This window comes from Paenibacillus spongiae (assembly GCF_024734895.1).
Classification (GTDB): domain Bacteria; phylum Bacillota; class Bacilli; order Paenibacillales; family Paenibacillaceae; genus Paenibacillus_Z; species Paenibacillus_Z spongiae.
Map to the genome: position 1 here is coordinate 1,306,520 of NZ_CP091430.1, position 23,080 is coordinate 1,329,599.

16 protein-coding genes and 1 pseudogene are annotated in these 23,080 nt (G+C 55.6%); 11 read left to right on the forward strand and 6 right to left on the reverse strand.

Features of this window, described 5'->3' with window-relative positions:
- Positions 1–115 precede the first annotated feature (115 nt).
- From L1F29_RS05955 to L1F29_RS05985, 7 genes and pseudogenes are all read left to right on the forward strand, one after another.
- Positions 116–1,051 carry an ABC transporter permease gene (locus L1F29_RS05955; RefSeq protein WP_258387426.1) on the forward strand — a complete coding sequence of 312 codons (936 nt, stop codon included), beginning with the start codon at positions 116–118 and terminating at the stop codon, positions 1,049–1,051.
- A 17-nt stretch (positions 1,052–1,068) separates the two neighbouring features.
- A complete protein-coding gene (locus L1F29_RS05960; RefSeq protein ID WP_258387427.1) occupies positions 1,069–1,998 on the forward strand; it encodes a carbohydrate ABC transporter permease in 930 nt (309 codons plus the stop codon).
- Positions 1,999–2,086: 88 nt separating this feature from the next.
- A complete protein-coding gene (locus tag L1F29_RS05965; RefSeq protein WP_258387428.1) occupies positions 2,087–3,406 on the forward strand; it encodes a glycoside hydrolase family 125 protein in 1,320 nt (439 codons plus the stop codon).
- On the forward strand, positions 3,403–6,549 hold the full coding sequence (locus L1F29_RS05970; RefSeq protein ID WP_258387429.1) for a beta-galactosidase: 3,147 nt from the start codon (positions 3,403–3,405) through the stop codon (positions 6,547–6,549). The genes L1F29_RS05965 and L1F29_RS05970 overlap by 4 nt, the downstream gene beginning before the upstream one ends.
- Before the next feature lie 104 nt (positions 6,550–6,653).
- A complete protein-coding gene (locus tag L1F29_RS05975; RefSeq protein ID WP_258387430.1) occupies positions 6,654–9,410 on the forward strand; it encodes an alpha-mannosidase in 2,757 nt (918 codons plus the stop codon).
- Positions 9,411–10,610: 1,200 nt separating this feature from the next.
- Positions 10,611–11,176 (forward strand): annotated as a pseudogene (locus L1F29_RS05980) (hypothetical protein); the annotation flags it as partial.
- A 69-nt stretch (positions 11,177–11,245) separates the two neighbouring features.
- Positions 11,246–11,989, forward strand: a complete 744-nt coding sequence (locus L1F29_RS05985) for a molybdopterin molybdotransferase MoeA (protein ID WP_258389617.1) — start codon at positions 11,246–11,248, stop codon at positions 11,987–11,989.
- 106 nt (positions 11,990–12,095) lie between these two features.
- Here L1F29_RS05985 and L1F29_RS05990 read toward each other — a convergent pair whose 3' ends face one another.
- Together L1F29_RS05990 and L1F29_RS05995 are read right to left on the reverse strand one after the other, a co-directional pair.
- Positions 12,096–12,812 carry a hypothetical protein gene (locus tag L1F29_RS05990; protein ID WP_258387431.1) on the reverse strand — a complete coding sequence of 239 codons (717 nt, stop codon included), beginning with the start codon at positions 12,810–12,812 and terminating at the stop codon, positions 12,096–12,098.
- A gap of 160 nt (positions 12,813–12,972) precedes the next feature.
- Entirely contained in the window at positions 12,973–13,335 is a 363-nt protein-coding gene (locus tag L1F29_RS05995; protein WP_258387432.1) for a hypothetical protein, read from the reverse strand.
- Positions 13,336–13,463: 128 nt separating this feature from the next.
- On the opposite strand from L1F29_RS05995, the gene L1F29_RS06000 reads away from it, so the two are divergent.
- From L1F29_RS06000 to L1F29_RS06010, 3 genes are all read left to right on the forward strand, one after another.
- Positions 13,464–14,285 (forward strand): YwmB family TATA-box binding protein, encoded by an 822-nt coding sequence (locus tag L1F29_RS06000; protein WP_258387433.1) that lies wholly within the window; start codon positions 13,464–13,466, stop codon positions 14,283–14,285.
- Between the two features lie 140 nt (positions 14,286–14,425).
- Positions 14,426–15,982, forward strand: a complete 1,557-nt coding sequence (zwf, locus tag L1F29_RS06005) for a glucose-6-phosphate dehydrogenase (protein WP_373876478.1) — start codon at positions 14,426–14,428, stop codon at positions 15,980–15,982.
- Positions 15,983–16,084: 102 nt separating this feature from the next.
- Entirely contained in the window at positions 16,085–17,668 is a 1,584-nt protein-coding gene (locus L1F29_RS06010; RefSeq protein ID WP_258387435.1) for a peptide chain release factor 3, read from the forward strand.
- Positions 17,669–18,161: 493 nt separating this feature from the next.
- On the opposite strand, the gene L1F29_RS06015 is transcribed toward L1F29_RS06010, so the two are convergent.
- The 4 genes from L1F29_RS06015 to L1F29_RS06030 form a co-directional block, all read right to left on the reverse strand.
- Positions 18,162–19,502: a DUF445 domain-containing protein gene (locus L1F29_RS06015; RefSeq protein ID WP_258387436.1), complete on the reverse strand. Its 1,341-nt coding sequence runs from the start codon at positions 19,500–19,502 to the stop codon at positions 18,162–18,164.
- Positions 19,503–19,509: 7 nt separating this feature from the next.
- A complete protein-coding gene (locus L1F29_RS06020; RefSeq protein ID WP_258387437.1) occupies positions 19,510–20,778 on the reverse strand; it encodes a DUF445 domain-containing protein in 1,269 nt (422 codons plus the stop codon).
- 157 nt (positions 20,779–20,935) lie between these two features.
- The gene (locus tag L1F29_RS06025) at positions 20,936–21,364 is read right to left on the reverse strand and encodes an NINE protein (protein ID WP_258387438.1); all 429 of its coding nucleotides are present in this window, start codon (positions 21,362–21,364) and stop codon (positions 20,936–20,938) included.
- A gap of 10 nt (positions 21,365–21,374) precedes the next feature.
- Complete coding sequence (locus L1F29_RS06030) at positions 21,375–21,719, reverse strand: TM2 domain-containing protein (protein WP_258387439.1); 345 nt, start codon at positions 21,717–21,719, stop codon at positions 21,375–21,377.
- Between the two features lie 264 nt (positions 21,720–21,983).
- On the opposite strand from L1F29_RS06030, the gene L1F29_RS06035 reads away from it, so the two are divergent.
- Positions 21,984–23,021, forward strand: a complete 1,038-nt coding sequence (locus tag L1F29_RS06035; protein WP_373876528.1) for a LacI family DNA-binding transcriptional regulator — start codon at positions 21,984–21,986, stop codon at positions 23,019–23,021.
- The last annotated feature ends 59 nt before the right edge of the window (positions 23,022–23,080 follow it).

Below are 23,080 nucleotides of genomic sequence, written 5' to 3' on the forward strand. Positions count from 1 at the left end.
AGCATATGACAGGTGAAGCGTATGCTTCCATATTGCACGGCAGAGTCCGGGTGCAAGTTTACCACAGGCTTTATCGAAGGATTAGCATAGATAGAAACTTTTTAGGAGGGACCTTATGAACGCGATCGGGCGATTTTTGAAAGACGTCATCAAGAACAGAGCCATGCTGCTCTTCGTATTGCCGGCTACGGTTTGGTTTCTCTTCTTTTCCTACCTGCCGATGTTCGGGACCGTCATCGCTTTCAAGGAATACCGGTTCAGCGACGGATTTTTGAACAGCATTATCAACAGCAAGTGGGTCGGCTTCGATAACTTCAAGTTTCTGTTCGCGACCGAGGACGCGTATATCATTACGCGCAATACACTGCTGTACAATATTGTCTTTATTATCTTCGGGCTTATTTTGGCGGTTGCGATGGCCATTATTTTATCCGAAATCGTGAACAAGCGGCTGGCGAAGCTGTATCAGACCGGCATGTTCATGCCTTACTTCCTGTCTTGGGTCATCGTCGGTTACTTCACGTTCACATTCCTCAGCATGGACCGCGGAATGCTGAATCAAATTTTGAACTTTTTCGGCTTCGAATCGATTCAATGGTATTCGGAGGCGAAGTACTGGCCGCTTATTCTGGTGCTGATCAATTTCTGGAAGATCATTGGCTATAACAGCGTCGTTTATTTGGCAGCCATCATGGGGATCGACAAATCATTGTACGAAGCGGCTATGATCGACGGCGCCAACAAGTGGCAGCAAATCCGCCGCATTACGATTCCGATGCTCGCGCCGATTATGACGATTCTGACACTGCTGGCGATCGGACGGATTTTCTATGCCGACTTCGGGCTCTTCTACCAGGTTCCGCGCGACTCGGGTGCGCTGTATTCGGTAACCAACGTTATCGATACGTATGTATACAGAGGCTTGAAGGTCACGGGTGAAATCGGCATGACGACAGCGGCAGGCTTGTATCAATCGTTCGTCGGCTTCATTCTCGTCATTACATCCAACTATATTGTGCGGAGATTCAATAAAGACAACGCCCTATTCTAAATAAGCGTCATTTCAACATGAAAGGAGATTGGGCCGTGTTTCGCAAAAGAAAACGTGATTTCCACCAGCTAACGCCGGCATGGAATATATTGTTTAATCTTATCGCGGGTATTTTCGCATTCGCATGCGTATTTCCCTTCCTCTTCGTGACCATCATCTCCTTTACGGATGAAAAAACGTTGGCCAAAAACGGTTACGAGCTGATTCCGGACCAATGGAGCATTGAGGGTTACAAATATGTGTTTCAAACGGGCGATTCACTGTTTCGCGCCTATGGCGTCACCATCTTCACGACGGTTGTCGGCACGGTGATCAGCTTGATCTTCATATCGCTGTTCTCTTACGCGATTTCAAGAAAGAGCTTTAAATTCCGTAATTTCTTCTCGTTCTTCGCCTTCTTCACGATGCTCTTTAACGGCGGTCTCGTGCCGACTTATATCGTGGCTACGCAGCTGCTCGGCTTGAAGGATTCGATCTGGGCGCTTATCCTCCCGATGGCGGTCAATGCGTTCTACATCATGATTATGCGGACGTTCTACAGCACGATGGTTCCGGACGCCCTCATCGAGTCAGGCAAAATAGACGGCGCCGGAGAGCTGCGCATCTTCACGAAGCTCGTTCTTCCGCTGTCATTGCCGGGTCTGGCCACCATTGCTCTGTTCAGCACGCTGGGCTATTGGAACGACTGGTTCAATGCGCTTCTGTACATTGACGATCCGAATCTGGTGCCGCTGCAATCGATGCTGATGCGGATTGAAACGAGCATGCAGTTCATTTTGCAAAATTCGCAGAACAGCTCGCTCAGTACCGGACTGCTTCAAAATATGCCGCAGGATACGTCGCGTATGGCGATGGTCGTATTGGCCACAGGGCCGATCATCCTGGCATATCCGTTCTTCCAGCGTTATTTCGTTCAAGGCTTGACGATCGGCGCTGTAAAAGAATAATGACGGCCTAAGTAGGAGAACCCGGTTTGATGATCGAAATATATAGCGTACAGCTATGTTAGGATTACCAACAAAGGAGCAATCTGTCATGGAGCAATTTAGACTGCCTAAAATTCCGATGCCGCCGCTTGAACTGCCTCGAGCCGTTCAGGATGTACTGTCAGAGGCGGAGGCGAAGCTTGCCCACCGTCCAAAGCTGCTGAAGCTGTTCAAGAACTGTTTTCCGAATACGCTGGAGACGACGACCAAGCTCATGGACGATGGAACGACCTTCGTCATTACCGGAGATATTCCGGCCATGTGGCTGCGCGACTCCGTGGAGCAGGTCATCCAGTACGTTCCGCTCGCGAAGGAAGACGCTGATCTTCAGCGGATTATCGGCGGGTTAATCAAGCGGCATATGCAATGCATTCTGCATGATCCGTATGCCAATGCGTTCAATGAAACGGCGAACGACTGGCACTGGAACACCGATGACGAGACCGATATGTCTCCGCTGGTATGGGAGCGCAAGTTCGAGCTGGACTCGGCCTGCTTCTCCATTCGCCTTGCTTTCCACTATTGGAAGGAGACGGGCCGTTCGGATATCTTCGATACCGACTTCAAGGCCGCCATGCTGCGGATCGTCGAGCTGTGGAAGACGGAGCAGAGCCACTTCGAGCAATCGCCTTACCGGTTTACGCGCGACAACGGCATTCCGACGGACTCGCTTCGCAACAACGGTCTGGGGATGCCGGTTAATTATACGGGAATGATCTGGTCGGGCTTCCGTTCAAGCGACGATGCATGCGACTTCCATTACAATATTCCGGATAATATGTTCGCCGTTGTATCGCTGCGCCAGATGCGTGAAATCGCGGAATGGGTATTCCGGGATATGACGCTCGTCAAGGAGCTTAAACGGCTGGAGGACGAGGTCGACCACGGGATTCAACTGTACGGTATTTACCGCCATCCGGAATTTGGCCCGATCTATGCTTATGAGACGGATGGGTACGGCAATTACTGCCTGATGGACGATGCCGGAACGCCCGGACTGATCTCGATTCCGTACTTGGGGTATACGACCGCTGACGATCCGATTTACCAGAATACGAGAAGGTTTGCCCTGAGCAAACAAAATCCGTTCTATTATGAGGGGACGCAAGCGAAGGGGATCGGCAGCCCGCATACGCCGCCGGATTACATCTGGCATATGGCGCTCTCTATGCAGGGCTTGACGGCATCGACGGCCGAGGAGAAACTGGCGATGATCGCACTGCTCGAGTCTACGGATGCGGATACGGGATATATGCATGAAGGCTTCCATGCCGATGATCCGGCCAAATTCACGAGAAGCTGGTTCGCATGGTCCAATAGTTTGTTCTCGCTTCTTGTCTATCGCGCGATGAAGGAAGGGATACTATGAGCAGTTCGATTATAATATTTCACGATTCTTCTTTCCCAGGTGCAGGTTACGGGGATTCGGCGATATCCGCTCTGGAAAGCATCGGCACCGTAGTGGATGCCGCAGGCCTGGCGGATGCGCTGCAGGCCGTTCAAGGAGAGGGCGCAAGCGGGTGCTTCATTAACCTGCATGCGCCTTATTTCCCGAAGACGGCGTGGGAAGGCATTCTCGCCTTCCTTCGGAATGGCGGAGGCTTGGTTAGCGTCGGCGGCGCGCCGTTCAAGCGCCCGGTCCGCATGGAAGCCGGGCAGTGGCTGGTCGAGGCGGAGCAGACCGCATATCATCAGCAGCTGAACATTCACGAGGCGCTGCCCGTGAACGGAAGCCGTGTGGAGACGCTTGCCGCCCATGCGGATATTCCGCTGTTCTCGGGTTATGAATCGCTGTTTGCGGCCGGCGCGGATACGTGGAATCTCGTTCCTCACGTGACGAAGACCAGCGATCTGCCTCTTCAGATGGGATCGGCCGGTCCGATGGATGCCCGCTTGTACCCGTTATTGAAGGGTTTGTCCGGAGACGGTCGCGAAGTGGCGGCTCCTGCCGTCCTGTGGGAGAACATTAACGGCGCGTTCGGCGGCGGCAGATGGCTGTTCGTGAACGTGCCGCTTGCGCCTGAATTCTGGGGACGCGGCGGGGCGAATGCGCTCGCAGAGTGGGCGCAATATTGCGGACAGGGCGTAACCGAGCTGTGGGTGAAGCCGAATTATGCTTCGTTCGAGCCTGGTGAACGTCCGATGCTGACGCTTCAGGCGCAGTCGCTCGCACGCTCCGGCAGATTGCCGGAGGTACAAGCAGGTACAAAGCGTTGGACGATCAGCCTTGCGTTGACCAAGGAAGGCGATACGTCATCGTGCTGGTCCCATGAGGTGAATATGGAGGTTGCCGGCAAGCTCGACATTGTGCGAATTCCGGTACCGGTTAAGGTAGAGAGCGGCTATTACCGTCTCATATGCAGAGCGGAATCGGAAGACGGCGAGATCCGCATCCTTCGCCAAGGCTTCTGGGGCATCGACCGCCAGCTGCTGAGCGAGGGCGCGCCGGTCCGCAGCGGCCGGGATTATTTTGAGAAGGACGGGCGTCCGCTGCCTGTAGTCGGCATGACGTATATGACTTCGGATGTGGCGCGCAAGTTTCTATTTCTGCCTAATGCGGATGTGTGGGACCGGGATATGGCTGCCATGCGGAAAGCCGGCATCAACTGGATCCGCACGGGCATATGGACGGCGTACCGCAATGTGATGCAGGTAGACGGCCACGCGTCGGAAGAAGTGCTCCGTTCCATCGACGCTTTTATTATGACGGCGAAGAAGAATGATCTTCAGCTGACATTCACCTTCTTCTCCTTCACGCCGGAGACATGGGAAGGGGTCAACCCCTACCTCGATCCTCGCAGCGTGGAAGCGCAGAAGCGGTTCGTCCGTTCCATCGTTTCACGCCATAGAGACACGAAGAACGTCGATTGGGACTTGATCAACGAACCGTCCATGTTCGATCCGCCGCAGATTTTCTCGAATGGGCCGCGTTCATGCCGCGATCCGTTCGAGCTGGCCGCTTATAAGGAATGGCTGGAGCAGCGGCATGGGTCGATCGAGCTTCTTCAGGAGCGCTGGAATATGTCGCCGGAGCAGCTGCCTTCGTTTGCGGCTGTAAAAGTGCCGGAGCCAGGCGAGATCAACTTCGACGTACAGGATATGCACCAAGGGAAGAAAGGCACGCGCTGGTTGGATTACTGCCTGTTCTCCATGGAGATGCATAACCGCTGGGCCAAGCAGCTCTATGAAGCGATCAAGGACGAATGCCCGGATCATATGGTGACGGTCGGTCAGGACGAAGGGCTGGGCGCACAGCGTCCGTCTCCATTGTTCTATGGGGAAGCTGTCGATTATACGACCGTTCACTCGTGGTGGCTGAACGATCATCTGGTATGGGACAGCGTCTTTGCCAAGACACTGGATAAGCCTACTTTGGTTCAGGAGACCGGCATCATGTACGTGGAAACGCCGGACGGCCGGGCGAAACGGTCGGAAGCGGAGCTTCGGAATATTTTGGAGCGCAAATACGCCTATGCTTTCGCAACGGGCGGAGCCGGTGCGGTTCAGTGGATCTGGAACACGAACTTCTACATGGATAATGCGAACGAATCCCATATCGGTGCGCTTCGCGCCGACGGAACGGAGAAGCCGGAAGCGGACGTTTCCTATGACTTCGGTACGTTCATGGCCGAAATTCGCGACCTGTTCCGCGATCGGAAGCTGGAAGAGACGGCGATTATATATCCTTATTCGAACGATTTCTCGAATCGCAAGCTGGCCTTCGACGCAACGACCCGGTCGGTGCGCGTATGGACCTATGGGCTGAACATGCCGGTCCGCGGCGTGTCCGAATATGATTTGGATGCGTTGGAACGGGAGCCGGCCAAGCTGATCGTGCTTCCTAGCGCACATAATGTGGATGATGCGGCTTTCGATGCTCTGATCGATCATGTGAAGCGGACTGGAGCCGTATTGCTTATTACCGGCCCGATTGGCATCGATGCGTATTGGAAGCCGGCCGAGCGTCTGGAGGATGCCCTCGGTTCCGCAGAGCTGCGCAATGTGCTTCGCGAAGAGGCACTGCTGCTCGACGGACAGGCGCTTCCGGTATCCTATGGAAACCGGCGGATTGCGCAGGTGTTTAAAGAAGTCCGGAGCGGCGGGGCTGCTGCGGCAGGGCTGCGGGGCGATGCGGTCGTCGACGTGCCGCTTGGACGCGGACGATTGATATGGAGTCCGCTTCCTGTAGAATTGAACGACCGGACGGAGCCGGTTGAGTCGTTGTACCGCTACGCGGCGGAAACGGCGAACGTCGGCTCCGGGCTGGAATGGCTGCGCGGCGGTGAGCTGTCCGGGGTATTCGGGCGGAAGCTTGAATTTGCGGATGGCGCGCTGTTCACGTTCGTGTCTGAATTTGCTTACGATACCGACATCGAAGTGAAGGATAGCCAGACAGGCGCAACCTATTCCTTCGTCCTCGAGCGGGAACGCTCCGTGTTGTTCGCCACAGACGCCAGCGGACGCCTTCTGTCCGTGTACCGTCCCGGCGAGGTTAACGTTCGGGTGAACTAATTCGTTATGAAGGTTGATTCAGGCAGAGCCGGCGGCGCCGATCAGGGGCGGCGCCGGCTTTTATTTTCAGAAACGCGGCTTAATGAAAGGAGTGCAGCACGCACATGAACAAACAACGGAAGGCGCATATTATTTCGCATACCCACTGGGACCGGGAATGGTATTTGCCTTATGAGAAGCATCACGTACTGCTCGTGAAGCTGATGGATACGCTTATCGACACGCTGGAGAACGATCCGGAATACAGAAGCTTCTATCTGGACGGTCAGACGATCATCCTGGAGGACTATTTGCAGGTGAGGCCGGAGAAGCGGGAGCGCCTCGAACGGTTAATCCGGGACGGCCGCATCTTTATCGGACCGTGGTATATTTTGCAGGATGCGTTCCTGACGAGCAGCGAAGCGAACGCGCGGAATTTGCAGATCGGCCATCAGGACGCGTCGCGTTATGGGACGATCGCGAAGGTGGGATATTTCCCCGACACGTTCGGCAATATCGGACAAGCGCCTCAGATGATGCGCCAGGCGGGCATCGATAACGCCGTATTCGGCAGGGGCGTCAAGCCGACCGGCTTCAATAATACCGTGGCCGATTCCGAATACGAATCTTCGTTCTCCGAGCTGATCTGGGAAGGACCGGACGGCTCGCAGGTGCTCGGCATCCTGTTCGCGAACTGGTACTCGAACGGCAACGAAATTCCGGCGGACGAGACGGAAGCGAAGCTGTACTGGGAACGCAAGCTGGCCGATGCGGAGAAGTATGCGTCGACCGGGCAGCTGCTGTACATGAACGGCTGCGACCATCAGCCGATTCAGCGGGATTTGGCCGAGGCGCTGCGGACGGCCCGCAGACTTTACCCCGATACGGAGTTCGTCCATTCGAACTTCGCGGACTATTTGGCATCGGTTCGCAGCTCGCTTGGTCGGGAGCTGTCCGTCGTCAAGGGCGAGCTGCGCAGCCAGCGGACGGACGGCTGGTCTACGCTGGTTAATACCGCTTCCTCTCGCGTCTATCTAAAGCAGATGAATCAAGCCGGTCAGGCGCTGCTGGAGAAAGTGGCCGAGCCGCTTGCAGCTTACGCTTATCTGCTCGGGGAAGATTATCCGCATCACCTGTTCACGTATGCGTGGAAGACGCTCATGCAGAACCATCCGCATGACAGTATCTGCGGCTGCAGCGTGGACGAGGTGCACCGCGAGATGGTGACGCGCTTCGAGAAGAGCCGCCATGTGGCGGAAACGATCGTGGACGACAGCAAGCATGCGATTGCCTCGGCAATCGATACGACCGCATTCGCGGCGTACGGGGCCGATGCGCTGCCGGTTGTCGCATTCAACACGACCGGCTGGGCGAGAACGGGCGTCGTTACGATCGAGGCGGATGCCGAGCGGCTGTACTTCCGCGACGGCGTGCCTCTCCCCGAGATTAACCGCCGCATGAAGGCGGTCGATCTGACCGGCCGCGTGCTGGTGGATGAATCCGGCCGGATCATACCTTGCACGGTGGAGGATTTGGGCCTGCAGTTCGGCTATGATCTGCCGGATGACAAGTTCCGTCAACCGTACCAGGCCCGCCGGGTGCGCCTGACGTTCGAAGCGGAGCAAGTGCCTGCGCTTGGACACCGGACATACGCCTGGGTTCGCAAGGCGGAGAGCGGCGCCGCGGAGAATGCGGTCTCGGATTCCGCTTCGGCCAGCTATTCACTGCTGAATGGCGACCGCATCATGGAGAACGACCGGATCCGGATCGAGATAGCCGATGACGGTTCGTTCGCTTTGACGGACAAGTCGACCGGCCGCGAGTTCCGCGATTTGTGCGTGTACGAGGATACCGGGGATATCGGGAACGAATATATGTACAAGCAGCCGAATGGAGAGGAAGCGCTGACGACCAAAGGGCTCACGGCAGACATTCGCGTCGTGGAGAACAAACCGTACCGCGCGACCTTCGAAATCGTGCATGAATGGGCGATTCCGGCCGGCGCGGACGATTTGCTTGCGGAAGAGCAGCGGGACCTGGTCTATTTCCCGGAACGGAAGGCGCAGCGCGTCAGCCGGACGGTGCCGATGACGATTCGTACGCTGGTCAGCCTGAACCGGAGCGGCCGAGGGGTGGAGATTCGTACATCCTTCAATAATCAGGCGAAGGATCATCGCGTCCGCGCCTTGTTCCCAACCGACTTGGCGGCTGGCACGCATGCCGCCGACTCGATCTTCGAGGTTGCCGTACGCGACAACGAGCCGTCGGCCGAGTGGATGAATCCAAGCAACTGCCAGCATCAGCAGGCGTTCGTCGACGTAAGTGGCGCCGGCGCCGGCTTGACGGTCGCGAATCTGGGGCTGAACGAGTATGAAGTGCTTCGTGACGGACGTAATACGATCGCGGTGACGCTGCTTCGCTCGACGGGCGAGCTCGGCGACTGGGGCTTGTTCCCGACGCCGGAGGCGCAATGCCTCGGCGAGCAGACGGCGAGTCTGCTTCTGGTGCCGCATGACGGCGACGGCGCCTCGTCGGGTGCGTACGCGGAAGCTTATCAGTTCCAGGTGCCATGGACGACATGCCAGACGGAGCTGCACGAAGGAAAGCTGAAGCCGCTGCATGCGCCGCTTCACTGGGAAGGCAGCCGGCTCGCATTCTCCTCATTGAAGGTAAGCGCCGATTCCGGCGACGTGATGCTGCGCTGGTACAATATGAACGCGGCGCCGACGACGCTTGCGCTAACCTCGCCAATGGCGAGCGGCGGAACCTACAAGAGCGATCTGCTGGAGCTGCAGGGCGAGACGCTTGAGGCGAACGGCAAGACGTCGACCTTGGCGGTCGGTCCTTGTGAGATCGTAACTGTGGGCGTGAAGGTAGAATAAGTGAGAAGACGGCCTTCCTGGCGGGAGGCCGTCTTTTAGGTGTCTTTGTCGGAACTGCGCTAATGGCTCGGCCTGATCGGCCACACCGGCCTGACTGGCCTGACCGGCGCGACTGGCCTGATAGGCCCGACTGGCCTGATAGGCCCGACTGGCCTGACCGGCCTGACCGGCCTGACCGGCCTGACTGGCCTGATCGGCCTGACCGGCCTGACCGGCCTGACTGGCCTGATCGGCCTGACCGGCCTGACCGGCCTGACCGGCCTGACCGGCCTGACCGGCCTGACCGGCCCGACTGGCCTGATCGGCCTGACCGGCCTGACCGGCCTGACCGGCCTGACCGGCCTGACTGGCCTGATCGGCCTGACCGGCCCGACTGGCCCGACTGGCCTGACTGGCCACACCGGCCCGACTGGCCTGACCGGCCTGACCGGCCTGACTGGCCTGATAGGCCCGACTGGCCACAACGAATGCCGTCACCAGCCTATGTTTCTTTCATCACATTGCGTTTGAAAGGGGATGACAGCCTGATAGGCTCATAATGGCATGAGTGGTTGATCAGCTGTTATAGACGTAAGTCGCTCGGGAAGAGTATACATTTCAGCTGCAGTCAGTCCGGATGTAAATGAGCGGTTATTGTAAGTCAGGGTAACGGACATAGGTTCCGTTATTTATGAATTATTTTGGTTCTGGTGCATGTTGCGGACATGACAGCCGTTATTTGAGCTTGAACGACACAGAAACCCTGAATGATTAGCTAATAACGGAACTCATGTCCGCAACAATCCGACAACGACGCGAATTTTACAAATAAGAGATCCAATGTCCGTAACGTGTTCGAATTAATGGGTTTGCAAGTGAGATTAGTGACAGGACTAGCGTTCTGATCGTACATTCGCAACAGCAGTCACATGAAAGGGTTAGAGCTCGTAAGTAGAAGTATAGATAATTGCGCGGATGCTCTCTTCGGATAGGCGCCCATACGGGGGCGAGTTGGATGAACGTGTGCTGTCAGCAGGATGAATGAGAAGGACTGGCAATCAAGATCACTCAAGTTGCATAAGAGGCCGCAGGAGGGTTAGGGTTTATCAGAAGCGTGAGCAGTATGGGGAAATGGTGCCGGCGTGAGAGGAATGTTCAACCATTAATGTTATTTCCGCTTGCATTTCATGTGGAGCGGCTCCTGGCGATCTGTTACAATAAATGCAACAGAAGCTGGTAAATTTGTCTGACGCGGAGGTATGTGCCGCTGAAGGCAGCCGGCAAGGGAGACGAAAGACCGTGGATGATTTGCAAGGGGCATCACGTTTTCACCGGCGTGCGATCAAAGTGGACGAGGCGCAGCGGCTCGTTCTTGAGGCGGCTGCGCCCGGCCGCCTAGAGACGGTGCCGCTCGGGCAGGCCAGTGGCAGACGGCTTGCTCAGTCGCTGTCTGCGACAAGCGACTGGCCGCCGTTCGCGCGCTCGGGATTGGACGGCTATGCCATCCGAAGCGCGGATTCGGCGCAAGCATCGCCGAAGACTCCGGCGATGCTGCGCGTTGTAGGGACGGTCGCGGCTGGCAAGCTTGCCCAGGCGACCGTAGAGCCCGGCACGGCCGTCCGGATTATGACCGGCGGGGCGGTGCCGGAGGGGCCGATGCGGTCGTCATGCTGGAGCAGACCGCAGAGGCCCTTGAGGACGGGCGGCCGGCGGTGCTGGTCAAGCGCGCCGCCCTGCCCGGCCAGAACATCGCGCAGCCCGGCGAGGAATTCCGCCGCGGCAGCGCGATCGCGGCGCCCGGCACGCTGCTCCGGCCGGGCCACGCCGCGCTGCTCGGCACATTCGGCTATGCCGACGTGCCGGTGTATGCGCGCCCGCGCGTCGCGGTGCTCGCGACGGGCGCGGAGCTGCAGCCCGTCGAGGCGCCGCTCGCGCCGGGCTGCATCCGCGACAGCAACAGCGCCATGGTCGCGGCGCTGATTGAGCAGTGCGGCGGCCAGCCGATCCTGCTCGGCCGCCTGGAGGACGAGCCCGCAGCCGTCTCGGCCGCGCTTGCGGATGCGATGCGGCATGCCGATGTCATCGTCACGACCGGAGGCGTATCTGTCGGCGATTATGACGTTATGGCGGCTATCATGCGCGGCATCGGTGAGGACCGCTCCGAAGCGCATGCGAATAAGCCGCTATTCGATAAAGTGTCTATGCGGCCAGGGAGCCCGACATCGGCGGCCGTCATGAACGGCAAGCTGCTGTTTGCGCTGTCGGGCAATCCCGGCGCATGCTTCGTCGGCTTCGAGCTGTTCGTGCGTCCAGCCCTGCAGCGGCTGCAGGGCGTGGAAGCGGAGGCATCGCTTCCGGTTCAGGTCACCGCCAAGCTTGCCGCGGATTTCGATAAAGGCAGTCCCCACGAGCGATTTGTGCGTACTCGCCTCTACGTTGACGGCGGCGTCCTCCATGCGGATCCGCTGGCTTTCGGCAAATCGAGCATGATGGCTTCAATACCTGACGCTGACGGGCTTATCCGCATTCCGGCAGGCGCAAGCGGTGCGGCAAGCGGAACGCTGGTCGAAGTCATTCTTCTTAATAATCGCTTACTGTGAGGAAACGCTAAGCACGTGGTTTTCTTGAACGATACTAAGAATCATCAGGAACGTTACGCTTGTCGGTATAAACACGGGCATCCCATCTCATGGAGCGTACCGAAATTTATGCCCGGTGGTTGACGACAAGGCCGGAGAGCTGCGACTGCATATAGGCTTCCATAGATGAACGGTAGGAAATAAGCGCTTCGAGGCCTGGGGCCATCGGGTTCAACAATTCGGTGAGCGGCATCCGGTCGTAACGATCCAGCGTCTGAACGAGGCAGGCGGCAATGCCGTCCGTCCGGCTCGCAATCAGGCTTCGAATATCATCGGGGCTATCTTCCAAGGCGGCTTGAAACGACTCGTCATGCAGCGCCCAACTGCCGTCCGGCAGCTCGGACAAGCCGATGCGCTCGTAACGGATACGGCTGAGCGCCTGACCGACCGCCTTTTTCAAGGATGGATCCAATACACCCTCTCCCGCATTATAAGCGGCATGCAAGCGATTCATATGATAGACCAATGTCCGGATAGACGCCTCCGGTTCAAAAGGGGAGCCCTTCTGACCTGTACTGCGGGCCAGGCGGTCCTGATTCTTGAAGCGGTCGGCGGCACGTCTTAGCTGCCGGCTTTCCTCGAGCCAGACCGCAGCCGCATCGGCTGCTTCCTTCAGCGTCTGAAACACATGCCGGGGCAAGCCGCAGCCCGTACCGCCATAGCTTTCATCCCGGAGCGATTCGGGGTCGTCCGTTAAATAAGGGTAATAAGCATAAGGCACAACATGAGAAATGCGATCGATCCTGCTGTTCCGGCTTAAGCCGGTCGTGGAGGGAACCTTCATCATCATTGCCTCCTTTTTCGCGAATCTATATTTTCCATTTTAAATACTTGCTTCCTTTATGTATATAAAATGAGCACTCGCTGACCTGCACCCGGCGGAAAAGAGCCCGCACCTCGCAGAACGTTGATCACGATTCCTTGGGGCACAGGCTCGACGGACGTTAAATCAGCAGGAACAAGAATGCGATTAGAGCGAGATCGATTGCAAACGCTCTGCCGAATGGGAAAAACGGATTAAACGGGAATGCTTTCGTCTCGGCCTTCTCGGCTTTTTTGACGGATAAATTCTTCCCGGACTTACGCCCTTTCCTGCTTTCCTTGCCTTGCAGATAAGGCTTTTCGCCTTGATACTCGGAAGTTACGGGGCCGGTCTCATCTTCCCCGTAGCCTTCGTTCAGGTAGACGCGTCCATCCCTGCAGCTTGTTATGATGCCGACATGTCGATTCCCGTCTTTCGTAACGATACATACCGGCATGCCGCGAAAATTATGAATATGCTCCTCTTGGAGCGGAATTGGTTCCATTCGTCGCTGACACCTCCTCCATGGTCTAGTAAGCAATATATTCACCTAGAGGCGGATGGGTATGGATATATACCCAATTCGCGTTTGTTTGACGCGTAAAATGACGAAGGATTTGAGGTGGGAGAGCGGTGCCTCGGACAGTAGAGACGAAGAGACCCCGTATCCGGAAGCAGACGGGTACCTTATTGGCTGTCATCATGCTGCTCGCTTTGGCGGGTTACGCGCTGTGGAGCGGCAAGACAACAACCGGAACTACAGAGCCTTCTGACGGCGAATCAGCGATTCAGCATGATTTTTCTGCGGTATGGACATGGATGGAGCCGGAGCTGACAGGCGGTTCGGAGCGGGGGGACTGGTCCTTCCGGTTCAATGGGCGATGGACGATGGAACAGGCCAATGAAGCGGCGGCTCTACTTGAGCTGACGCTTGAGCCATCGCAAGACCATGCTGCCGGTTCCGGTGAAGCCGTCTATCGCGGGGAGCTTGAACTCGCGGACTATACGCTCAGGATGTTGCTGCAGATTGACAGCGGGACAGAATCCGCGGATGGCGGAGCCGGAACCTCTCCGTCAGGTGACGCCGTCCTGCTTCTTCAATTCCCCGAAGGCAGTCTGCGATCGCAGATTCAAGAAGCGGTGGCGAAGGTCGAACAAGCTGTGAGAAGAGCGAACGCGCAGTATGAAGGCAGCTTTGCCGTCCGCGGAGAGCCGAAGGACAAGGCTGCAACGAAGCGGATTACAAGGAAGGCTGCCGCTGCTGTACAAGAAGATTACGACGACGGACATACGGCCAGTATTGCTTATGCGAGCCAGAAGCTGAAGACCTCCGTCATGAGCGGCGGCAAGCGGATCAATCTGCAGATCGCCGGGGTGAACGGAGCCCCCGGCACGCAGCCTCAAATCATCGTCGGGGTACCGCTTATAACCGGCGACTACCTGGAACAGGATTAGCGATTGTTGGCCGTTTGATTAGATTTTTTTATGGTTCGATGAATAGCATCTGGACGGTCAATATGCTAAACTACATAACATGATTGTTGCATATTCGGGTATACCGAACCTATACAAATCCATTATGAAAGAATGAGGGAATGACCCAAGTGAGCAAACAAGAATCGATCGCCGCAGCGGGAGCGGTATATTACTTGTTCGGAGCAACAGGTGATCTGGCGCGACGGAAGCTGTTTCCCGCGCTGTTCAATTTGTATAAGGAAGGCAAACTGGCGGAGGATTTCGCGGTGGTCGGACTTGCCCGCAGACCCCGTACGAACGAGCAATTCCGCGCGGACGTATACGAATCCATCGGCGAGTTCAGCCGTCACAAATCGGATGACGCGGAGCAATGGAACAAGTTCGCCGAGCACTTCGTATACATGTCGCTCGATATTAATAATGTAGACGGTTTCCGCGAGCTGAGCCGGCTGACGGAAGAGCTTGATGCGAAATTCGGCATCCCCGGGAACCGGCTGTTCTACTTGGCGCTCGCGCCGGAGCTGTTCGGCCCTGTATCTTTCAATCTCCGCGACGGCGGTCTGTTAGAAAGCCGTGGCTGGAAGCGCCTGGTAATCGAGAAGCCGTTCGGTTATGACCTCGAATCCGCGCGCAAGCTGAACGAGCAGCTTAGCCAAGTGTTCAAGGAGAATGAGATTTTCCGTATCGATCACTATCTCGGCAAGGAAATGGTTCAGAATATTGAAGTCATCCGGTTTGCGAATGCCTTCTTCGAGCCATTGTGGAATAATAAACATATCGCTAACGTTCAGATCACGCTATCGGAGACGGTCGGCGTCGAAGAACGCGGCGGTTATTACGATAAATCCGGCGCACTTCGCGACATGGCGCAGAATCATATGCTGCAGATGCTTGCCATGATCGCGATGGAGCCGCCTAGCCGCCTGCATCCGGAGGATATCCGCGACGAGAAGGTGAAGGCGCTTCGTTCGCTCCGTCCTTATCCGACGAGCGATGAAGTAGCGAAGCACGTCGTGCGCGGGCAGTATACGGAAGGCTCCCTGAAGGGCAAGCCGCTGCCAGGCTACCGCCAAGAGGATTCGGTTTCTCCGGATTCGGTAACCGAGACTTATTTTGCGGCACGCGTATTCGTGGATAATTTCCGCTGGGCCGGCGTTCCGTTCTATCTCCGTACGGGTAAGCGGCTGCCTGTCAAGACGACGGAGGTCGTCATCGAGTTCAAGAATGTACCGGATAACGTCCTATTCGCGAACCGTCACGATTTGTCACCGAATCTGCTCGTCATTCGGGTTAACCCGATGGAAGGCATCTATATCAAGATCAATGCCAAGAAGCCGGGCTCGGACAATATCGTACAGCCAGTGTCGATGGAATTTTGCCAAAGCTGCCAGATCGGCTTGAATACACCGGAAGCGTACGAGCGTCTGATCTACGATGCGGCGCGCGGCGAATCCACGTACTTCACCCGCTGGGATGAAGTGGCGCAGGCTTGGTCGTTCGTAGACCGTATTGCCGAGGCGTGGCGGGAAGACAGCTCCAAGCTGCATAATTATGCAGCGGGTTCATGGGGGCCGGCAAGAACGGACGAGCTGCTGGCGGAAGACGGCTTCCATTGGTGGCCGGTGAACGGACAGGACGAGGATAACGTGATCTGGATTTCGGGGAACGGTAAGTAAATCCATATTCACCTTTTCGCATATCCTAATAGGAAACGAATGAGCCGCGGCGGTCGGAATGCTCCGAACCGTCAGGCATGCATTTAACGAAGGGACTTTACCATGAGCAAAACGTTAACAGATGAACTGAAACGAGAAGTGGAGAAACGGCGGACCTTCGCCATCATCTCTCACCCGGATGCGGGAAAAACGACGCTGACCGAGAAGCTGCTGCTCTTCGGCGGCGCGATCCGCGAGGCGGGTTCGGTCAAGGCGCGCAAAGCTAGCCGTCATGCAACATCAGACTGGATGGAGATCGAGAAGCAGCGGGGGATCTCCGTTACTTCATCGGTCATGCAGTTCGATTATTCCGGACACCGCATTAATATTCTGGATACGCCCGGTCACCAGGACTTCAGTGAAGACACGTACCGGACGTTAACCGCTGCAGATAGCGCGGTTATGCTGATCGACGTCGCCAAAGGCGTCGAGGCGCAGACCATCAAGCTGTTCCAGGTCTGCAGCAAGCGGGGAATCCCTATTTTCACCTTCATTAACAAGCTCGACCGTGAAGGACGCAGCCCTTTCGAGCTGATGGAAGAGATTGAACAGGTGCTCGGTATACGCTCGGTTCCGATGAACTGGCCGATCGGTATGGGACGCGAGCTGTGCGGCGTATATGACCGGATGAACAATCAGGTGGAGCTGTTCCAGGGCAACGACCATTCCAAGATCGAAGTACGCAAGGTCGAGGACTACAGAGACCCGATCATTCGCGAGATGGCGGGCGAATACTTGCACGAGCAGCTTATTCAAGATTTGGAGCTGCTTGACGTTGCAGGCGATCCGTTCGATTTCGATAAAGTTCGGGCCGGCGAATTGAGTCCGGTATTCTTCGGCAGCGCGGTGAATAACTTTGGCGTACAGACATTCCTTGAGAACTTTCTCAAGCTTGCGCCGCAGCCGACTTCCCGCATGAGCATAAACGGGGAAATCGAGCCGACGAACGAGAAGTTCTCCGGCTACATCTTCAAGATCCAAGCGAACATGAACCCTGCTCACCGCGACCGGATTGCGTTTATGCGGATCTGCTCGGGCCGTTTCGACCGGGGAATGAGCGTGAAGCATGTACGGGCAGGCAAGGATATCAAGCTGTCCCAACCTCAGCAGTTTCTGGCGCAGGATCGCGATATTATCGAATCGGCATATCCAGGCGACATCGTCGGTTTGTTCGACCCGGGCATATTCCGGATCGGCGACTCGCTGGCGCAAGGCAGTGAAATTATTTTCGATGAGCTGCCGACATTCTCGCCTGAGCTGTTCGCGAAGGTAACGGTGAAGAATGCGCTTAAGCATAAGCAGTATCAGAAGGGGATCGATCAGCTGACCGAGGAAGGCACGATCCAGGTGTTCCGCACGACGAGCTTCGACGATACGATTCTCGGCGTTGTAGGGCAGCTGCAGTTCGAAGTATTCGAATACCGGATGCGCGCCGAGTACGGCGTCGAAATCCAATTGCAGCGGATGCCGTTCCAATTCGCCCGCTGGATTGTAGATGATAAAATCGATCCGACCAAGTACCGGATTAACTCCACGCTTGTTAAAGACAAGAAGGAAAACTACGTGGCTTTGTTCGAGAACGAGTACGCGATGCGAACCGCTATGGAGAAGAATCCATCGTCCAAGTTTTTGGAGATGGCACCGTAACTCATATATGACGTACAAACTGGCAACAGTTTTGTGCGTCATTTTTCTTTTTAAACTCAGGCTGGATGCGGATGGCGACAATCTTCCACGGCGGCAGCAGTAGCTGTCGAGTGAGTTTTATGGCAACCCCGCCGTTGTAACGCCGAAAAACGCGTTGCAACCATCGCGGGGAGAGGCGCGCAAAGTTGTAAGGCCGTTTATGGGACTTACGGAGGGGACGTAACATGGGACAGCTTGATAGCCGAAGAGGCAATTAGCGCCTGTATTAATGGCACGGTTGAGAAGGAAACTAGAATATCACACACCACACACCTTGCTCTCAAAAACAGATAAATTCATTACATGAAAAAACCGTTCCTTTCGTAATGGCGGGGTGCACCTCCACTTACGAGAGAACGGTTTTTTATCACGATCCACATCCCGTAGGAGTGATCCCGAAAGTCATCGAAGATGACGTTTCGGGTTTTCGGGCCCGCCTTCAGGCTAGTCCGCCTCAGCGGCCGAAAGCTTGCAGGATCGGCTCGTAGATGCCGTGCAGCAGCCCGTACAAGAGGGCGCCGATTCCGGCCCCGACCAAGGAGCCGTTGATCCGGATCCGGCTCAAGTCCTCGCCTACCTTATCTTCAATGAAGGCGATCAATCGCTTCTCGGTGAATGCATCCAGCGTGTCCCGGACAATTTGGCCGATCAGGCGGTGCTCGGTATCGATCACTTTATTGAGGAAAAGCTTGATATACCGTTCAATCCACGCTTTCTTGCTCTCGTCCTGCTTGAACTGTTCCCAGTAATCCTCAATGAAGCCGCCGACCCATTCCCGTAATCCGGCTAATCCCGAGCTAACGGTTTCTGTGCCGAAGGTGCCGTCTTCCTGCACTTCTTCCGGCAGCTTGTTCAGCGATGCAAGCAGCGCCTCAATCGAAGGAGTGAACGATACGCGCTCCAGCACCTCCAGCTTCCATGATTCAACCGTTGCCGATAAGTCTGGCCGCTGGCCAAGGTCTTCGGCGAGACGGCGAAGCATATCGATGAGCAGAATCCTCAGCTCATGATCATGGCTGCGCAGATCGTTCACGAGCTGGACCAAATCGCGATAGAGCACTTCGGCTGCATCATCCAAATTAAGGGCATCGGATTCTTCCGCGAAGATGGACGCTGCTTTTTTGAGAAAGCGGGTTATGGCACTCCCTTGGTTGAGCTGTTTCTCGTGCTCATTGCGGAGCAGCTGCAGAATGAAATCTTTGGTGGCCGGCGTATCTGCCCGCAGGGCGATCTGATCGACAAGCCGATCCAGCCAGAGGTGAATATTGCCGTGATCGAGAACGGCCTGTAACGCTTTTCCTGCATAGGGCGTGATGTCCTTGCGCTTGAGCAGCTGCTTCAGCTGTTCGTCCCAATCTCTCGAGGTTTTGGAGAAATCAAGCTGCTTCAACAGACTGGCGACCCACTTCCAGCCCTGCTGAGCCAATGCCCCCCGCGGGAACCGGTCATCGAGCCATTCTATGACCGTATTCATAATAGAGGCTTCTTCGAGTTTCTCCTTCAGCCTCTCAGGCGGAAGAAGCTGCGTTTCGACCATTGTGACGACTCCGTCGATCAATTTCACGCGGTTGCGCGGGATGATCGCCGTATGCTTGCCGGGAATGCCCAGCGGATGCCGGAACAGCGCCGTGACGGCATACCAGTCGGCTAAGCCGCCCACCACTCCCGCTTCCGTCATATAGAACAACAGACGCGTCCACCAGACTTCCGGATATAGATAAAGAGTGATGGACGATCCGATGAAGCAAAGGGCGACAGCGAGTAAAATAAGGTCTGCTCTTCGTTTGTGCGTCACTTGTCCGTCACCTGCCTATCCAGAATGTTGCCAAATAGAGTATGATCCCGATCAATCCGCCCACAAAGGTTCCGTTCAGGCGGATAAACTGGAGATCGCGCCCTGCCTTGTCATGGACGAATTGCAAGAGCGCCTCTTCCGAGAAGGCATTCAGGCCGTCGCGTACGAGCTTGCCGATGCTGTCATGCTTATTCTCAATCCATCCGAGGACATTCTTCTTAATTAAAGCGTCCAGCCGGTCAACGGCCGCCTCGTTCTTATCAAGCTTGCCGATTAGAGCATGGATGCTTGGCGCAAGCCATGGGAACACAGCATCGTCCGGCTGCTGCGCGATTTTCTGGCGATAGACCTGGGCGAACTTCTCCAGATAGGTCCCCAAGTCCAACTGTTCCCGCAAAAAGGAAAGAAGCGTAAGCTTCGCTTTCTCGACACGGGCCCGAAGCGCTTCATCGCTGCGGAGACGCTGAACGATGGAGGCGGCTTGTTCCTTCAGCTTCAGGTGATTCGGATGCTCGGGAGAGAGCATCTCCAGAAGAAATAGGGAGAGTTTCTCCTGAACCATCTGGCTCAGGTTATCGCCGCTTATGCCGGCCATCGAATTGACGAATTTACGGTTTGACCGGCCATTCTCGTACGTTTCGATGGCAGAATTAATGATCCGCTCAGCCATTTCGCGAAACTCGTCGGTTTGGACGAGGCGTACCAGTTCGTGCACGAAAAACTCGATCAGTTTATCGTCATATCCATTGGAAATGGTCCATTCTCCGATGTCGGCGAGTAAGTCGGAGATTTGCAGTTCGCCTGCTTGATCGAGAAGAAAGTTTTGCAAACTCTCTGCCATCTCCCGGACATCGACCGTATGAATGATATCGGATACGAAGCGCTGCGCCAGCCGTTCCATATCCTGTTCGCCGCCGCGCTCCTTGAGGTAGGTCATAAGCAATCCGGCTACGTGGTAGTGATCCAGCTTTCGCTGAATATTCGGAATGGACAGAAGCTCATGCTGAACCATCGAGACGAGTTCATTCACAAGACGATCGCGGTTTCTGGGAATGATCCGCGTTCCCATGAACCGCGGCCACGGAATGCGCAGCGGGTGGCGGAAGAGGGCGCTGACCGCGAACGTATCCGCAATGCCGCCGATCGTTGCAGCACTGAAGCCGGAGAAGAATAAGCCACCGATAAAGGAATGCTGAAAGGGAAAGGCAGCCAGCGTTCCGAGGAAGGACGCCACGAGCGAGGCGTCCGCAAAGCTTTTCACGTTTTCTTTTTTCATCGGATTACCCCTTATGAGTTCTATGACTATATTCTGCTTTATTGTATGTAATTAAACAAGCTGACGTCTGTGGGTAACAGATGCGTCAGCTTATAGAATGATTCGTATAGAGATCGCGGTTTAACCGTGAACGCCGATCATGCAGCAGGTCTCGTGATTAGTTGTCCTGAAGCTTGCCTCTGCCCATCAGCTGCTCCATATGGCGATAACGGACGATTTCTTGCAGAATCTCTTGTTCGAGCGCCCCGTTGTACTGTCGAATCATGCCTGGCAGCAGGAATAAATCAACGATGACCCAGATGAACAGGGCGATGGCGGGAAGAACGAACAAGAGCACCGAAATAATCGTCAGCGCATCGGATTCCAATGAGGATGCGATGGCGGTAAACACATAGAAGATGGTAGCCACTATAAAGAGAATGAGCTGAAGGGCACCGCTGCCTTTCCTCTTTAAATAGAAACGGTGCAGACCGAGATGGCCGCCCAGCAGCATTAAATAGGCGATTGCCGTGGATTTCTCCACCGATCTCATCTCGGATGAGAATACCATCAGCTCATTTAAGGTTAGGTCTTGTTTCGTGAGCATATGCGATGCCCTAGCGATTCATCGCGTTTTCAAAATGTTTTTGGGACATAATTTCGTTCATGACCTGAGCTTCTACTTCGCGGTTGCGCTCTTTCACCCAAGTATGAAGAAGAAATGCGTCCACTAGCCACCAGATGCTGGTCACGATCATGCCGATCACCGTAATCGACAAAATCAATTGCGCGACAGCCGATCCGGTCTTCTTCATGTAGAAGCGGTGTCCGCCGAACAGCCCGAGGAAATACCAGAGGATGTACGCGACGACCATGTTCTTGCCGTTATTCTTTACTTCTTGCTCGAGAATGAGGAGCTCGCGAGCGTCAAGCTGACTCTTCATTGCGATATTGTAGCTCATTGTGGGAAACAGTCTCCTTTTTGCCATGAAATGATCCATATTTGCGTTTCTAGTATAATGGAACCAGACTGTTTCGACAACACTTATTTCCATATGTTTGGATAAAAATTAGGTAAAAAGTATGGCATCCGCTTTGCAAAAGGCCGCTTTCTTCGACATTATTCGGCGTTGACAGAGGCGGGCGGTCATGAGAAAATGTACGCGTGTACATATTGCATGTACATGATGCATGTTTACTACGATGGCTATTAAGAATGAATCAGGCTGGAGGAAGGACTTATTCGCAGAAAAGCAGTTGCTCAACTTGCTGGCGTGTCGGAAGCGACCGTATCCCGCGTTCTGAACGGTGTCGGACCGGTCAAGGAGGAGACGCGCAGACGCGTCATGGAAGCTGCGAAGCAGCTGAATTATGTGCCCAATGCGCTTGCTCAACGATTTGCCCGTCAGAAGAGCGGTAACCTGGGCGTGATCCTGCCGCTGCTCCCGAAGGTGAACGTGTTCTCCACCTACTACTTCTCCGAGATTCTGAGCGGGATCGGCCATACGGCCAAACATAGCGGTTACGACCTGCTCATGCTGTTCCGGGAACCGGGCGAGCCGCGGGAATACGCCAATTTGTTTCGGACGCAGAAGGTCGACGCTTGCATTATTCTCGGCGCGCAGAATATCCCTACCGATTATGATGCGCTTGAAGAGCTTCAGTTGGAGGGCCATCCCTTCTGCCTTATTAATCAACGATTTGACGGCAAGCCGTACAATACCGTCGATGCCGATCATCGAATGGGAAGCTTCGACGCTGTCACCCATCTCATGCAGCAGGGATGTCAACGTATTTGGTTTTTGAACGGCCCTCCTGTGTTCTCGAACAGCTTGGACCGCCTTGAAGGCTATCGTCAGGCGCTTGAAGCGGCCGGCATGACGTTCGATCCGGACCGGGTGCTGGCCGGCAATTACAGCCGCAAGAGCGGTTACGCCCATGCGGAGGCGTTCGCCGAACTGATTCGCACCGGTCAGGCGGATGCAATCATAGCCGCCAATGACCGGATGGCGATCGGTCTGCTGCAAGGGCTGAAGGAGAAGGGGGTTCGTGCGGGGGCCGATTATGCGCTTGTCGGATGCGATGATTCCGACGGAGCCCGGCTGACCGACCCGCCGCTGACGTCTATCGCCGTACCGTTCTATGAAGTGGGATCGGAGGCGGCTTCGAGGCTGCTGGGAACGCTTGCGGAGACGGAACCGCCCGTTCCGTTCACGGTCAAGCTGCCTGTGCGTCTTGTGGCGCGGGCATCGTCCGAAGTGTAAAGGAAATGAAGTCAAGCAGAATGAAGTGAGATTTTCGATCAGATCTGAAAGGTGGAACC